This is a genomic window from Pararhizobium sp., from assembly GCF_035497515.1.
Classification (GTDB): Bacteria; Pseudomonadota; Alphaproteobacteria; order Rhizobiales; family Rhizobiaceae; genus Pararhizobium.
Genome location: NZ_DATJDJ010000161.1, coordinates 16,945 through 33,147, shown reverse-complemented (window position 1 = coordinate 33,147; position 16,203 = coordinate 16,945). Strand labels below are relative to the sequence as shown.

General features: G+C 60.2%; 10 protein-coding genes. 8 read left to right on the top strand and 2 right to left on the bottom strand.

Features of this window, described 5'->3' with window-relative positions; genetic code table 11:
* Nucleotides 1-102: 102 nt before the first annotated feature.
* The 4 genes from VL202_RS15915 (at nucleotide 103) to exoR (ending at nucleotide 7,033) form a co-directional block, all read left to right on the top strand.
* Nucleotides 103-975, top strand: a complete 873-nt coding sequence (locus VL202_RS15915; protein ID WP_325465074.1) for a PopZ family protein — start codon at nucleotides 103-105, stop codon at nucleotides 973-975.
* A 127-nt stretch (nucleotides 976-1,102) separates the two neighbouring features.
* On the top strand, nucleotides 1,103-3,943 hold the full coding sequence (locus VL202_RS15910; protein ID WP_325465073.1) for a valine--tRNA ligase: 2,841 nt from the start codon (nucleotides 1,103-1,105) through the stop codon (nucleotides 3,941-3,943).
* A gap of 486 nt (nucleotides 3,944-4,429) precedes the next feature.
* Nucleotides 4,430-5,671: an OmpP1/FadL family transporter gene (locus VL202_RS15905; protein ID WP_325465072.1), complete on the top strand. Its 1,242-nt coding sequence runs from the start codon at nucleotides 4,430-4,432 to the stop codon at nucleotides 5,669-5,671.
* A 564-nt stretch (nucleotides 5,672-6,235) separates the two neighbouring features.
* A complete protein-coding gene (gene exoR / locus VL202_RS15900) occupies nucleotides 6,236-7,033 on the top strand; it encodes an exopolysaccharide production regulator ExoR (RefSeq protein ID WP_325465071.1) in 798 nt (265 codons plus the stop codon).
* Nucleotides 7,034-7,039: 6 nt separating this feature from the next.
* On the opposite strand, the gene xth is transcribed toward exoR, so the two are convergent.
* Nucleotides 7,040-7,840 carry an exodeoxyribonuclease III gene (xth, locus tag VL202_RS15895; protein ID WP_325465070.1) on the bottom strand — a complete coding sequence of 267 codons (801 nt, stop codon included), beginning with the start codon at nucleotides 7,838-7,840 and terminating at the stop codon, nucleotides 7,040-7,042.
* Between the two features lie 144 nt (nucleotides 7,841-7,984).
* Here xth and VL202_RS15890 point away from each other — a divergent pair, with 144 nt between their 5' ends.
* Nucleotides 7,985-9,442 carry a phospholipase D-like domain-containing protein gene (locus VL202_RS15890; RefSeq protein ID WP_325465069.1) on the top strand — a complete coding sequence of 486 codons (1,458 nt, stop codon included), beginning with the start codon at nucleotides 7,985-7,987 and terminating at the stop codon, nucleotides 9,440-9,442.
* A 24-nt stretch (nucleotides 9,443-9,466) separates the two neighbouring features.
* Here the strand turns inward: VL202_RS15890 and erpA are convergent, their stop codons facing one another.
* Nucleotides 9,467-9,799: an iron-sulfur cluster insertion protein ErpA gene (gene erpA / locus VL202_RS15885; protein ID WP_325465068.1), complete on the bottom strand. Its 333-nt coding sequence runs from the start codon at nucleotides 9,797-9,799 to the stop codon at nucleotides 9,467-9,469.
* Nucleotides 9,800-10,009: 210 nt separating this feature from the next.
* Here erpA and VL202_RS15880 point away from each other — a divergent pair, with 210 nt between their 5' ends.
* The 3 genes from VL202_RS15880 to VL202_RS15870 all read left to right on the top strand — a co-directional run bounded on the left by VL202_RS15880 (nucleotide 10,010) and on the right by VL202_RS15870 (nucleotide 16,116).
* Entirely contained in the window at nucleotides 10,010-11,227 is a 1,218-nt protein-coding gene (locus VL202_RS15880) for a deoxyguanosinetriphosphate triphosphohydrolase (protein ID WP_325465067.1), read from the top strand.
* Between the two features lie 107 nt (nucleotides 11,228-11,334).
* Nucleotides 11,335-13,095 (top strand): arginine--tRNA ligase, encoded by a 1,761-nt coding sequence (gene argS / locus VL202_RS15875; RefSeq protein WP_325465066.1) that lies wholly within the window; start codon nucleotides 11,335-11,337, stop codon nucleotides 13,093-13,095.
* A gap of 63 nt (nucleotides 13,096-13,158) precedes the next feature.
* Nucleotides 13,159-16,116 (top strand): SPOR domain-containing protein, encoded by a 2,958-nt coding sequence (locus VL202_RS15870; RefSeq protein ID WP_325465065.1) that lies wholly within the window; start codon nucleotides 13,159-13,161, stop codon nucleotides 16,114-16,116.
* Nucleotides 16,117-16,203 lie beyond the last annotated feature (87 nt).

Here is a 16,203-nt window from a genome sequence, read left to right as displayed (position 1 = left end):
GATTCGCGGCGTTTTGTTCGGCGCCGAACTCGCATACAGTCCGTATCAACACCTGCGTGGCAAACCTTTCGATCCGATGCGACCGCAGAAACGGGGATAATCATGGCACAGCCCAATGTAGCGCGCGAACCTTCGATGGACGAGATTCTCGCCTCCATTCGCAAGATCATCGAAAGCAACGAGCCAGGTCTTCCCGGCTTCCCGGCCAACGATCTCGGTCCGGCCCCGGAGGAGGGCTATCGCGGTGATCGTTCCTACGGGGACGATCGCGCCTATGATGCCGACGATATTCACCTGACCATCGATGACGATGCGCTGGTGGCCGAGTTCGAAGCCGAGGTTCAGCAGCACGCCCAGCCGACACCGCTCCGCGAGCCGCAGCCGGAGGCCGAAAGACCGGCCGCTGCCGTCTCGACCCCGCCGCTGTCTCTTGCCGATGTCGCGGCCCGCGTGCGCGCCGCGTCCGAGCGGCATTCGCTGCCGCCGCGCGAGCCGGACAATGCCGCCGCGCCGCGTCCCAAGATGGAAAGCCCGACCGTGACTGCCCGCATGACGCCTGCGCCGGTCGCACAGCAGCCGGCCGGGCAGGCCGAGGTCAAGATGGAGCCGGTTGCCGCCCCGGTCGCAACGGCGCAGTTCCAACCGCCAGCCGCAATCGTTGAAGAAATGGAGGCGCCGGTCGCTCAGGCGGCTCCCGCTACCGAACGTGTCGAGGTTGAGAGCCACCCGGTTTCGATCATTGCCGAGAAGGACGTGAACTCGATCGTATCGCCTGCAGTCGGCGAACAGGTTGCCCGCTCGTTCGGCGATCTCGCGCTTGCCCTTGACAGCAGTGCGCGCCGATCCTTCGACGAGATCGCCGAGGATATGCTGCGTCCGATGTTGCAGGAATGGCTGGACGACAACCTGCCGACGCTGGTGGAACGGCTCGTGCGCGAGGAAATCGAGCGCGTTGCGCGTGGGCCCAGGCGGTAGGCTTTCGCATTTTCTCATTCAAAGCCGCCAGCGACCACACTGGCGGCTTTTTTGTCGTTTTTGTTGACACCAATGCCCCGTTCCGATTTACAAATCACTGACATCAATCAGCAAGTTTGGCTCCAGAATGCTTGAAAAAACCTATGATTCCGCCGCAGTCGAACCGCGCATCGCCAAGATCTGGGATGACGAGGACGCCTTCCGGGCAGGTGCTGGGGCAAAACCTGGCGCCGAGAGCTTCTGCATCGTCATCCCGCCGCCGAACGTCACCGGTTCGTTGCACATGGGCCATGCGCTGAACAACACATTGCAGGACATCATGGTCCGCTTCGAGCGCATGCGCGGCAAGGACGTGCTGTGGCAACCGGGCATGGACCATGCCGGCATCGCAACGCAGATGGTTGTCGAGCGCAAGCTGATGGAACGCCAGTTGCACCGCCGCGAGATGGGCCGCGAGGCCTTCGTCGACAAGGTCTGGGAGTGGAAGGCCGAGTCCGGCGGCCTGATCTTCAACCAGTTGAAGCGTCTCGGCGCATCCTGTGACTGGTCGCGCGAGCGCTTCACCATGGACGAAGGCCTGTCGGAGGCCGTGCTTGAAGTTTTCGTCTCGCTCTACAAGGAAGGCTTGATCTACAAGGACAAGCGCCTGGTCAACTGGGACCCGAAGCTCTTGACCGCGATTTCCGACCTGGAAGTCGAGCAGGTCGAGATGGCCGGCAATCTGTGGCATCTGCGCTATCCGCTGGAAGACGGCGTGACCTACCAGCACCCGATCGCCTTCGACGAGGACGGCAAGGCGACCGAATGGGAGACGCGTGACTATCTCGTCGTCGCGACCACTCGTCCTGAAACCATGCTCGGCGATACCGGCGTTGCCGTCCATCCCGATGACGAGCGCTATAAGGCGATCGTCGGCAAGCATGTCGTGCTGCCGCTGGTCGGCCGTCGCATTCCGATCGTCGCCGACGAATATCCGGATCCGACCGCCGGCACCGGCGCGGTCAAGATGACGCCTGCGCATGATTTCAACGATTTCGACGTCGGCAAGCGGCAACATCTGCGCCAGGTCAACATCCTGACCATCGACGGGCATGTGACGCTTGCCGGCAACGAGGACTTCCTCGAAGGCCTGTCGGCGAGCGACGAGCTCGAAGCTGTCATCTCGGCGCTCGATAATCTCGATCGATTCGCGGCCCGCAAGGCGATCGTTGGGATGTTCGAGGAGCGCGGCCTTCTCGACAGGATCGAGCCGCACAAGCATACGGTTCCGCATGGCGACCGTGGCGGCGTTCCGATCGAGCCGCGCCTGACCGAACAATGGTATGTCGATGCTGCGACGCTGGCGAAGCCCGCGATCGCTTCCGTTCGCGAAGGCCGCACCAACTTCGTCCCGAAGAACTGGGAAAAGACCTATTTCGAATGGATGGAAAACATCCAGCCCTGGTGCGTCTCGCGCCAGCTCTGGTGGGGACACCAGATCCCGGCCTGGTACGGCCCGGACGGCCAGGTCTTCGTCGAAAAGACCGAGGAAGAGGCGTTGCACGCGGCGATCCAGCACTACATCGCCCATGAAGGCCCCTGGAAAGCCTGGGTCGAGGAAAAGCTCGAAAACTTCGCGCCGGGCGATATTCTGACGCGCGACGAGGACGTGCTCGACACGTGGTTCTCCTCGGCGCTCTGGCCGTTCTCGACGCTCGGCTGGCCGGACAAGACTCCGGAACTCGACAAATATTACCAGACCGATGTTCTGGTCACCGGTTTCGACATCATCTTCTTCTGGGTCGCCCGGATGATGATGATGGGCCTGCATTTCATGAAGGACGCCGATGGGACTGCCGTCGAGCCATTTCATACGGTCTACGTTCACGCGCTGGTTCGCGACAAGAACGGCGCCAAGATGTCGAAGTCCAAGGGCAACGTCATCGATCCGCTCGACCTGATCGACGAGTATGGCGCCGATTCGTTGCGGTTCACGCTGGCAATCATGGCGGCGCAGGGCAGGGACGTGAAGCTCGACCCGGCCCGTATTGCCGGTTACCGGAATTTCGGCACCAAGCTCTGGAACGCAACGCGATTTGCCGGCATGAACGGCGTCGCGACCGATCCGAAATTCGTTCCGGAAGCCTGCTCGTTGACGATCAACCGCTGGATCCTGACGGAACTGTCGCGCACGATCCGCGATGTGACGGAGGCAATCGAGGGCTACCGCTTCAACGAAGCGGCCGGCAGCCTTTATCGTTTCGTCTGGAATCAGGTCTGCGACTGGTATCTGGAACTGCTGAAGCCGGTGTTCGGCGGCGAGGACGAGGCAGCCAAGGCTGAATCGCGTGCCTGCGTCGCCTATATTCTCGACGAAACCTACAAGCTGCTGCATCCGTTCATGCCGTTCATGACGGAAGAGTTGTGGGCGCAGACAGCGGCTGAGGGGCAGACCCGCAACGGTCTGCTGTGCCACGCGGAATGGCCGTCGTCGTCCTATGCCGACGATGCGGCGGCAGACGAAACCAACTGGCTGATCGATCTGGTCTCCGGTATCCGCTCGGTCCGTTCGGAAATGAACGTGCCGCCGGCGGCGATCGCGCCGCTGGTCGTTGTCGAGGCGAGCATGCTGACCAAGGAACGGCTGGAGCGTCACGCAGCCGCCATTCGCCGGCTGGCACGTGTCGATGCCATTGATCTCGCTGCAACGGCGCCGAAAGGCAGCGCCCAGATTGTCGTTGGCGAAGCAACCATTTGCCTGCCGCTCGGCAGCCTGATCGATCTGTCGGCTGAAAAGTCGCGTCTGGAAAAGGCGCTCGGCAAGGTCGACCAGGAGCGGGAACGTATTCTTGGCAAGCTGTCGAATGAGAAGTTCGTGGCCAATGCACGGCCCGACGTGGTCGAGGCGGAGCGGGAGCGGCTGGCCGAACTCGACGGTCAGAAGGTCTCGCTCGGTGTGGCCCTCGCACGAATTTCGGAAGCTGGCTGACGTTTCAACTTCGACATTGTCGTGAAAAAGACAAGCGATCGGCCAGAAGGCGGCCGGTCGCTTTTGTTTGAAAGTATATACCATCTCGAATTGATGATGGTCGCGATGCAATGCAGAGTTTATTTCTGATTCTCTTGCGGAATCCCGGTTTCTGCCTGACAGGCCGGCATGCAGGCACTTACATGGCGAATTTCTTATTTGAAGGGGAGCGCCCCGCAAAAAGAGGCATTGTTGTGTCGAAGTGACACTTCATTATATTTGTGGAATTTTTTTTTAAATTGTTTCTAAAATGTGCCGAACGACGGAACGAATACCCGATATTTGTTCGTTTTTCTCCTGATTTCATTTTCTTACGTAAATTTTCCGTGATCGGGAAGAACGCATCCCTAATTCTCGGTATTTGCGTTCTGCCACATCCCGTCGATACTTTTCGTTCAGTGGCCGATTTCACAATCGGTGACCGATCTGTGTTCAGGGGAGGAACGGATGGTTCAGAAGAGAATCAAGACTGCCATGATGGCGGCGCTGACCGTTGCATTGACCACGACTGTGGCCAATGCAGGCGGTCTGGAACGTGGCGGTTACAATATCGATCTGTTGTTCGATCCGTCCGATTACGCGGCCGAAGCCGCGGCGACTTACGTCAATCCGCAGCGCGAACTCAACAATGTCACGGATATCAATCCAGCCAACGGCGATTTGAACGGGCTTCCGAACAGCGGTGTTGATGAAACAGAGGGCTACTGGGTTCCGCGTGTCGGCCTTAAGGCAGGCATTGGCGATAGCGTCGACTGCATGGCCGATTATTCGCAGCCTTGGGGTGCGCATACGAATCCGGGTGCCAACTGGGCGGGTGCCAACGACAATATCCAAACCAAGATTGAAAGCGACAATTACTCTGCAACCTGCTCCTACAAGTGGGACATGGGGAAGGGCCAGTTCCGTGTAATCGGCGGCGGCTTTTACCAGGAGGTTGGCGGCTTCAAGGAGCGGCTCGTATCGCCTGCAGTTCCCGCGCTCGGGATCACTGGCGTAGGCCGGATGGACCTTGAGGGCAGTGGCTGGGGCTGGCGTGCCGGTGTCGCCTACGAAATTCCGGAATATGCCCTCCGTGCAAGCCTCGTCTACAACAGCAAGGTCGATCTCGACAATCTTGAGGGTAGCATCGATCTGAGCCGTGTCATTCTCGGGGTTGGCCCGGGTGGACCGATCATCGGTTCGCGTTACGACGTCTCTAGCTTCGCTTCGATGCCCGATTCTTTGGAATTGAAGGTGCAGACGGGCGTCGCCCCCGGCTGGTTGGTATTCGGTTCTGTCAAGTGGACCGACTGGAGCCAACTGCAGATCGTGAGCGTCACCGCTAACGATCCCAGCCCGGTTCGCCCGCCGACCAGCCTCGATCTGCTTTATCGCGATGGCTGGACGGTCTCCGGCGGTGTTGGTCACCAGTTCAACGATCAATGGAGCGGTGCGGTCAGCCTGACTTGGGATCGTGGTACCAGCCATGGTTACGGCAACCAGACGGACACTTGGACGTTGGGTACGGGCGTATCCTATCTTCCGACGGAAAATGTCGAGATTCGTCTTGCGGGGGCGATCGGTTTGCTCACGAGCGGCAGTTCCGGACCGCAGACGTACAATGGCGCGCCTGTTGGCACCAACGTGACCTACGATTTCGACACCGACATCGTCAGCGCCATTTCCACGTCGCTGAAAATCAAGTTCTGATCCATCTCAGTCCTGTGAAAAGGCCCGGTGTTCGCACCGGGCCTTTTTTGTAGCTCAGCTTTAGTGTGTGCCGGCTTACGCACGTGCGAGAGTTTAAAGATGGTTCTGTCAGGCGTCATCTCGAAATCGCAGTATCTCCCACCCGATTTTTTGCTTTTGCAATGTCACGTTTTGTGACGATTCAGCAACACATTCTTTCTATAGTCCGCAACGGCAGCGCGGCAGGGGATTGTGTCTATTTCCCGCCACAAACTGGGAGCACCGATGAGCTTGACAAACCTGCAAAGAAGTTTTGAGCATGCGGTGTTTGGAGTCAGATGAGTTATCGCGTTTTCGAAAAAATCCATGTCTCCCGTGATGTTACGCGGCTTCGGAGCAGTTTTGGGACTGTTCGGCAGGTCGTTTTTGCGCGGATTGGATCGTGTGGCCCGGGGCGAGCCGCACTCTTGCCGGAAAAGCTGACTACTGTCGGGAAACTGTCGGCATGACGAATGCGCGAGGCAGGGTATCGATTGGCACTGGCACCGACCGGCTCTTGGGGTTGAACGGAAGATATAGACTATCATGCTGATACGCGGTTACCGGTCGTTGACGTTTCTTGTTTTGAGTTTGGCACTCGCGCTTTCCGCGCAGCAGCGCACGGCCTTCGCGTTCGATCCGGGCGCCGGCGTCACGAAGGAATCCGGACCGTTCGCCCTCTTCAAGTTCGGCTTTTCCGCCTACAAGAATGGTCGCAAGGACGAAGCCGTCGAAGCCTACCGTTATGCAGCGGAAAAAGGCCATACGGGCTCGCGCTGGGCGCTGGCCAATATGTACGCTTACGGTGACGGCGTCGCCGAAAACGACCTCGAAGCTTTCAAGATTTACAGCGAGATCGCCGAGAAAGGCGTCGAGCCAGGCTCAGAAGACACCGGCTATTTCGTCAATGCACTGATCTCGCTCGCCGGTTATTATCGCCGCGGCATTCCCGACAGTCCGGTGAAGAGCGACATGAGCCAGGCGCGCCAGCTCTATTTCCAGGCGGCTTCCACCTTCGGCGTTTCTGAAGCCCAGTTCCAGCTGGCAAGGATGCTGTTGTCGGGCGATGGCGGCAGCGTCAATGTCCAGCAGGCGAAGAAGTGGCTGAACCGGGCCCGCAAGAACGGCCATGCCGGCGCCATGGGCGTGTTCGGCAATGTCCTCTTCCAGGAAGGCCAGACGGCACGTGGCCTTGCCTATATGACCGCCGCGCTCGACCAGTGTACGCCCAAGGACAAGCCCTGGCTGCAATCCCTGCAGGAGCAGGCGTTCTCGCTCGCGACCGAAGACGATCGACGGGCGGCCGTTGCCATGTCCCAGACCATCCATCTCGACAGCGACTGATATCGCTCAGGCTGCAGCCCGTGCTGCGAAGCTGAACTTCCCCGCGACAGGCACGTGATCGGACGGCTTTTCCCAGGCGCGGACATGTTTCTCGACATCGGTCGAGACAAGCCGATCAGCGGCTTCCGGCGACAGCATCAGATGATCGATGCGAATGCCGAAATTCTTCGGCCAGCAACCGGCCTGATAATCCCAGAACGTATAGAGCGGTGCTGCATCCGTCGTCGCGCGCACCGCGTCGGTGAAGCCGAGATTTTCGAGCCGCCGGAACGACTGGCGCGTGCGTGGCTGATAGAGCGCGTCGTTCTGCCAGACCTTGACGTCCCAGCAGTCATGCGGCTCCGCGATAACATTGTAATCGCCCGCGAGGATCAGCGGCTCTTCCAGCGCCAGCCGTTCGGCCGCGAAGGCGCTCAGCCGGTCCATCCAGGAGAGTTTGTACGGAAACTTTTCCGTCTCGACCGGATTGCCGTTCGGCAGGTAGAGCGAGCAGACGCGGATGACGCCGCCGTCAACGGAAAACACGCCTTCGATAAAACGTGACTGCTCGTCGGTATCGTCGCCGGGCAGGCCGCGGTTTACGTCGTCCGGCTTGATCTTCGACAGGATGGCAACGCCGTTGAAGCCCTTTTGGCCGTGCGTCTCGACATGGTAGCCGAGCGCCTCGATCTCGCCACGGGGAAAGCCTTCATCGACGGTCTTGATTTCCTGCAGGCAGACGATGTCGGGCTGCGATTCCTTCAGCCATGCCACGAGGACGTCGATGCGGGCCCTGACGCCGTTGATATTCCAGGTGACGATTTTCATGATGGGCATTCCTTTGAGGCTGCGGCGCGAAGGCTTTTGTCGTTGTAGCGCCACCGGATTTCTTTGACAAACCGGAAGCTGTGCAAAGCACCTCATCATCCCGTGCTGAATTGCTTCCTGAAACCGGCCCGTTATAGTCGCTGCATGATTGCTTTGCTGACGACCTATTGGCCGCATATCCTGGCGGTCCTTTCCGTCATACTCGGTGTGCCAGCCGCCATTCATGCCACGATGACCAAGCAGGAGGTTCGCTCTGCGCTGGGCTGGGTCGGCATCATCCTGTTGTCTCCGGTTCTCGGCGCGCTTCTCTATGCGATTGCCGGCATCAACCGCATCCGCCGCTCCTCGATCGAACAGCAGCGTTCGCTGGTGCGGGAGCGGGGGCCGGATGCGTTGGGCAAGTTCGACGTCTCCATCACCGCGGTCGCCGAGCGGTTCGGGCAGCGATTCGGCGCGATGAAGCTGCTGGGGGATCGCGTCAGCCGCCACCGCATGTGCGCGGGCAACCAGATTACCATGCTGGAAGACGGGGACACGGCCTATGCCGCGATGCTGCAGCAGATCGCCACCGCCACCCGCGCCGTCCTGCTCGAGACCTATATTTTCGATCGCGACGAGATCGGCCTGCGGTTCGCCGATGCCCTGATCAAGGCGGTGAAGCGCGGTGTCGAGGTGCGCGTCCTTATCGATGCGGTCGGCGCGCGCTATTCTGTTCCAAGCATTGTCGGCCATCTCGAGGCCGGCGGCGTGATGGTTAAAGTGTTCAACGGCAACATCATCATGGGGCTCCGGTTGCCCTATGCAAATCTGCGTACGCATAGGAAGATACTGATCGTCGATGGCGTCGTCGCGTTTACCGGCGGCATGAACATCCGCTCCGGCTTCACGCTGGAATTTGCTGGCGACGGACAGGCGCGCGACACGCATTTCCGCGTCGCCGGCCCGGTCGTCGCCGACCTCTTCCAGGTTGCCTCTGAGGACTGGCAGTTTGCCAGCCGGGAAGTGCTGGAGGCCGCCGCCTGGCAGATTGCGCCGGCGCCCCATGTAAAGCCAGCCATGCTGATGCGCGCCGTGCCGTCCGGACCGGACCGGACAAACGAATCCAATCACAAGATGATGATGGGAGCCTTTTCCATCGCCAGACGCAATATCCGCATCATGTCGCCATACTTCCTGCCGGACAGGGAACTGATCAGCGCGCTGGTGACGGCGGCGCTACGGGGCGTGGACGTGGATATCATCGTGCCGGCCGTCAACAACCTGGTTCTGGTGGACCGGGCGATGACGGCGCAGTTCGATCAGATTCTGAAGGGCGGCTGCCGGATCTGGCGATCGACCGGCCCGTTCAACCATTCGAAGCTGATGACGGTAGACGATCGCTGGGCCTATGTCGGCTCTTCCAACCTCGATCCGCGGTCGCTGCGGCTCAATTTCGAAATCGATCTGGAAGTCTTGGACACCGGCTTTGCCGGCAGCATCGGCCATCGGATCCAGGCTGTCCTGAACGAGGCGCATCCGGTCACGCTGCCTGACCTGCGTGCAAAACCCTTTGCCACGCGCCTGCTCAACAAGATCTTCTGGCTGGGGTCGCCATATCTTTGAGGGAAATAGTGGCGGGGCTGTTTTTCAGATGGAAAAACTGGTGCCGCAGCCACAGCTTGCGACCGCGTTGGGGTTCTTGATCTGGAAGGACTGACCGAGGAGATTATCGACGAAGTCGATCTCCGAACCGCTCATATAGACCAGCGACATGCTGTCGATGAGCACTTTCGCATCGCCCTTTTCCAAGACGAGGTCATCGTCATCGGCATCGCTGACCAGATCGAACTTATAAGAGAAACCCGAACAGCCGCCGCCTTCGACGGAGACGCGCATGGCCTTCTTCTCCACGTCGGATTTCAGGATGACGGCAATGCGTTTTGCCGCCGAATCCGAGAGAGTTACAGTTTCCGTCGTCATGTTTACCTCCTGCCGGGGTCAAGATCCGGAGAGATTCGCTGTTTCCATCGTTCGCCGCGTCTTTGAAGATCGCACGCGAAGTGGCTCGGGTGCGCCGCAAATCCTTGTTTTTATTCAAGGATACGAGCGATTTCCACTCGGTGCTTTCCTGCAGCGCCCACTATAGGTATGAAGGCTTTAAGACCGCGTCAATGGGATGCAAAGTGGGAAATGACATTGGACAGACATGCGCTTGGTTTCGGTTCCGGTGAACGCGCGATTTTCGCCTCCGATCCGTGGGCGACCCGGGGACGGCTTTACCCTGAGAGCAGCAGCCCGACGCGATCCGATTTCCAACGCGACCGCGACCGTATCGTCCATACCACCGCCTTCCGCCGCCTGAAGCACAAGACGCAGGTCTTCATCGCCGCCGATGGCGATCACTACCGCACGCGCCTGACCCACACAATCGAAGTCGCGCAGATTGCTCGTGCGCTGGCGCGAGCCCTGCGGCTGGACGAGGATCTCGCGGAAGGCGTGGCGCTGGTCCATGATTTCGGCCACACGCCCTTCGGCCATACCGGCGAAGACGCGCTGCACGAGATGTTGAAGCCCTATGGCGGCTTCGATCACAATGCGCAGTCGCTGCGCATCGTCACCAAGCTGGAACGCCGTTATGCCGAGTTTGACGGGCTGAACCTGACCTGGGAAAGCCTGGAAGGGCTCGTCAAGCACAATGGACCGCTGGTGGCGGCGAACGGTGAGGGCATCCGTGGCCCGGTTCCGCAGCCCATCCTTGATTATTGCGCGCTGCATGATCTGGAATTGTCGAGCTTTGCCAGCCTGGAAGCCCAGGTTGCGGCGATTTCCGACGATATCGCCTACAACACCCATGATATCGACGATGGCCTGCGCTCCGGCTACCTGAATTTCGACATGCTGGAGGAAATCCCGTTCCTGGCTGCGCTGATGCGCGAGGTTCGCGATCGGTATCCGGGGCTGGAGGCCAACCGCTTCACCCACGAAATCATGCGTCGCCAGATCACGGCCATGGTCGAGGATGTGATCACCGTCGCCCAGAAGAACCTGCGTGAGGTTAACCCGCAGAGCGCCGCCGACGTGCGGGCGGCGGGCAGGGTGATGGCCGGTTTCTCGGAGGCAATGTCTAAGACGGATCAGCAGATCAAGAAGATGCTGATGACCCGCATCTATCGCCATCCCGAGGTGATGCGCGTGCGCGCCAATGCGGCGCTGATCGTCACCGATCTCTACAACGCCTTCATGGCCGATCCGCGCGAGATGCAGAAGCACTACTGGATCGACCAGATTTCCGGCATGGCCGAACCTGCAAAGGCCCGCCATGTCGGCGACTATCTGGCGGGCATGACCGATACCTATGCGATCGCCGTGCACGGGCGCTTGTTTGACCATACCCCCGATTTGCGGTAGTCACCGCGCCGGTTGAGGGCAGTCGCGAGCATATCGAGCCGCCTTCGATTTGAACGATATTAACGCGGTCTCGCGCCCCTTCGGGCCGAGCAGGCCGGATGGGTGCGATGAACATTTTCACAGACTTCGAATCAAGAATTAAAAACGTCCTCGAAACGCTTGATATCGTGCGTGAAAACCGCTCATCCGTGGATTTCGGCAGAATCAGTGTGGAGCCGCCGCGCGATGCAAGCCATGGTGACGTTGCAACCAATGCCGCCATGGTGCTGGCCAAGCCGCTCGGCACCAATCCGCGCGCGCTCGCCGAACAGATCGTCGAAAAGCTAAAGCAGGATCCGGAAGTTGTTGCCGTCTCCGTGGCCGGTCCCGGTTTCATCAACGTCAAGCTCTCTGTCGCCTACTGGCAGAAGCTTCTGGCGGTGATGGTCGCCGATGGCACCAATTATGGCAAGAGCGCCGTTGGCGCCGGCCGCAAGGTCAATGTCGAATATGTCTCGGCCAATCCGACCGGCCCGATGCATGTGGGCCATTGCCGTGGCGCCGTCGTCGGCGACACGCTGGCAAACCTCCTGGCCTTCGCCGGGTACGAGGTGACCAAGGAATACTACATCAACGACGCGGGCTCGCAGATTGATACGCTCGCGCGATCCGCCTTCTTGCGATACCGCGAGGCGCTCGGCGAAAAGATCGGCGAAATACCGTCGGGGCTTTATCCCGGTGACTATCTTGTTCCGGTCGGGCAGGCGCTGGCCGACGAGTTCGGGACGAGCCTGCGGATCATGCCGGAAGACAAGTGGATGCCACTCCTAAAGGATCGCACGATCGATGCGATGATGGTGATGATCCGCGAGGATCTTGCAGCCCTCAACGTCCACCACGACGTGTTCTTTTCCGAACGCGCGCTGCATGCCGACGGTGCCGGGCGAATCCGCAATGCCATCAACGACCTGACCTTCAAGGGGCATGTCTACAAGGGCTCGCTGCCGCCGCCGAAGGGGCAACTGCCGGAAGACTGGGAAGATCGCGAGCAGACATTGTTCCGTTCAACCGAAGTCGGCGACGATATCGACCGGCCGCTGATCAAGTCGGACGGCTCCTATACCTATTTCGCCGCCGACGTTGCCTATTTCAAGGACAAGTTCGATCGCGGTTTTGACGAAATGATCTATGTGCTCGGCGCCGATCACGGCGGCTACGTCAAGCGCCTGGAGGCGGTCGCGCGCGCCGTATCGGGCGGTGCGTCGAAGCTGACGGTGCTGCTTTGCCAGTTGGTCAAGCTTTACCGCGAAGGTGAACCGGTGAAGATGTCCAAGCGCTCCGGCGATTTCATCACGCTGCGTGACGTGGTCGAGGAAGTCGGCCGGGACTCGGTGCGGTTCATGATGATCTACCGGAAGAATTCCGAACCGCTCGACTTCGATTTCGCCAAGGTGACAGAACAGTCGAAGGATAATCCGGTCTTTTACGTGCAATATGCGCATGCGCGCTGCATGTCTGTATTCCGGCAGGCCCGCGAAGCATTTCCGGGCGTCGACTTCGAAACGATCGGTCTGGCCGGCGCGATTGCCGGAAACATCACTGATTCGAACGAGTTGCAGCTTGTCGCCAAGCTGGCGGAATATCCGCGCATCATCGAGGCAGCGGCACAGTCCCAGGAGCCCCATCGCATCGCGTTTTACCTCTATGATCTTGCCAGCGCCTTCCATGCGCACTGGAATAAAGGTAAAGAGGCTCCTGAATTACGTTTTGTTAACGATAAAAATAGAGAATTGACCATCGCCAGGTTAGGACTTGTGCATGCTGTCGCCTCGGTGCTGAAATCGGGCCTGTCTATTACAGGCACCGCAGCACCGGATGAGATGCGATAGTATTGTCAACATTTCCCCACAATGAACTGGCAAGAACTGGCTAGTAAGTTGTGAGTGGAGCGTATGGCAGAGAAACAATTGGCACGTGGCGAGACTGCGGAATTCGACATTTTGGCGGATGATGATCCGTTGGCCGAACTTGCACGTATCGTCGGCTATGACAATCGGCCTGCGGTCCAGCAGCTTCAGGAACTGGCGAGACATCGCGACCTGGTGAGCCGTGAACCCGTGCCGGAGGCTCCCTCCCATGCCGAGCCGATGCTCGATCTGGAAAGCGAGCTCATGCGCGAGTTCGACGTCTATGACGCGCCGGCTGTTCAACCCGCGTCGCGTGTCGTCGAATTGCCTGCCGTCTCCGTGCCGCAGGCCGCCGAGCCTGACTTCGCGCTCGATGACGCCGTTGAGCCTGCCTGGGGCCAGTATGAGGACGAAGCGTTCCTGCCGGCGCCTGAGGTCGAGACGTTAGCGCCTGTCGACGAAATCGAACTGCCTGTCGCGCAGGAGCCGGTTTTCGCGCCGGTCGATGTTCCCGAAATCCACGTTCCCGAAATCCACCTGTCAGAAATCCACGTGCCCGAAATCCACGTGATTGATGAAGCGGCAGGCGAGTCCTTCATGCAGGCGCCGGAAATCGTGTCGGCAGAGTCGAACGCCGACTGGCCGGTTGACCAGCAGGACGACCTGGTATTCGACGGCGCCGATCTCGAGCGCGAACTCGAATTGTCGATCGGGTATGACGATTCGCAGATTGAAGCGCCGGAAGCCAAGGCATCTGCTACCCCGCCGCAGCGTTTCGAGCCGGAACTGGACTTGGGACCGGGTGCCGCGGAAGACCTGCTACAGGCGCCAGTCGTTGAAGAACAGGCTGCGTTCGAAGCCGTTGACGCAGCCATCGTGGACAATGCACCGCAGGCGACGCCTGTAGCGCAGCCCGCACCTGCCGCCGAAACGGTTATTTCTCAGATGGACCCGCGCGGCATCGATGCCCTGCTGGCCGATATCGAACAGTTTCCTGTCCCCCCTCAGGCTACCGTAAAGGGTCCGCTGGCGCAGGAAACGTCCCGCAAGGTCAATTATCCCTTCACGCCGACTTTCAGCCGGGCGACGCCTGTTGCCTCCAATGGCGGCGTATCGGCCCAGAAGGCGTTCGCAACGCCGCTGCCAGCCGCGGTCGTCGCTGCTCCGATGGCTGTCGCGACGGAAACGGCTTATCAGCCGGCTGAAACGCCGGTCGAACCCGTGATTGTCGAAGCGGCCGAAGCCCTGAAACTGCCCGTCGATGACGAGCCGGATTTCGATCTCGACACGTTCGAACTCGATCTTGCCGGTATCGATCTCGATATCGACCCATCCGAATTCGAGATGGCGGCACAGCAAACGGCATTTGCCCCGGTCGAGACCGTCGCCGCGGCGCCGGTCGCCGAAGCTCCGGTTGCGTCTGTTGCCGAGGTGCAGGCCCATAACCCAGCCCAGGCACCTTTTGTCGATCTGCCGGAATTCGAAGAGCCGGTGAGCCAGGAACCGGAATCTGTTCTGCCGTTCGATCCTTCGATGATCTCGGAGACGGAAGAAAACCTGACGGCGATGGCTGAGCTTCACGTGCCGCAATTGCCTGTCGTCGAGCAGGAACGGCCTGTAGTTCAGCAGCCGGATTATGATCTCGATATCGATGCGGAAATGGCGCAGCTGTTCGGCACGCCGAACCGTGGCGCGCGCAACCCGGCTCAGGGCGCCCAGGACGATAACGGCTTTGGCGCTGTGCCGCAGTCCGCCGCCGCCCAGCCCGTCGGCAATGGCGTCCGCGTCGAGGACGATTTCGATGAATTCGAAAAGGCCATGGAAGAAGATTTCCGCCTGTCGCTGAGCCAGCGCCAGGACACGGACCCGTCGTCGGACCGCCTTGCGGTCGGCTCCGGTTATTCCGCGTCCAATGATGACTATGACGACGAGCGCGGCCCGGTGAAGCGTCGCCTGATGATGCTGGCGGCTGCCGTCGCGGTTGTTGCGGTCGTCGGGGGGGCGGGTGTCTACGCCTTCATGGGCGGAAATGCGCCGGGTCTGTCCGGCGACGATCCGAAAATCATTCTTGCCGACAAGTCGCCCGTCAAGATGGTGCCGGCCGAGAAGGGCGGCAAGACCGTTCCAAACCAGGACAAGGCCGTTTACGACCGTGTTGCCGGTGCGCAGGACACGACTCCGCAGCAGGATGCGCTGGTGTCTTCGACCGAGGAGCCGATCGATGTGGTCCAGCGGACCCTGACGCCGGAAAACCTGCCGCTCGAGGGCCGAGCCGACGAGATCGCCGGCCTGACGCCGATCGACGACGAGGGTGGCGACCGCCTCCTTCCGGACGATCAGTCCGCCGAGAATGCACAGGCGGACGCAACCCCTGCCGTATCGCCGCGCAAGGTGCGCACGATGATCGTCAAGCCGGACGGCACACTGGTCGCTCGCGAGGACGTCGCCACCCAGCCTGAAACGCAGGTGGCCTCCAGCCAGAGCGACCCGCAGGTCAAGACGGTGAAGACCACCGTGGTGACGCCGCAGGCCGAAACAGCGAAAGCGTTGCCGCAGGAAAAGAGTGCGCTGGCTGAAGCTGCCGATGCGACTGTCGAGGAAACCGCACCGGTTCGCTCCGTGAAGACATCGACGGTTGCCGACACCAACCCGGTTCAGCAGGCCAAGCCCGTTGAAAAACCAACCACGGTTGTCGATACCTTCAAGGAGACCCAGCCGGCCGCCGAAGAAAAGCCGATCGAGACAGCCTCGATCGCGCCGGGAAGCTATGTCGTCCAGATCGCATCGCTGCCGTCCGAAGCTGAAGCGCAGAAGTCCTACAAGACGCTTTCGGGCAAGTTCGGTGGTGTCATCGGCGGTAAGGGTGTCGATATCAAGCGGGCCGAGATTGCCGGCAAGGGCACCTATTACCGTGTCCGCATCCCGGCCGGCAGCCGCGAGGCTGCCAATGCACTCTGCGCCCAGTACAAAAGCGCCGGCGGCAGTTGCCTCGTCACGAAATAACCGCTTCCAAGAAGCGGATGAGCAAAGGCGCGGCGAAAGTCGCGCCTTTTTCGGTTTGTCGACCTGTTTCGCGTTGCAATAGCTGTG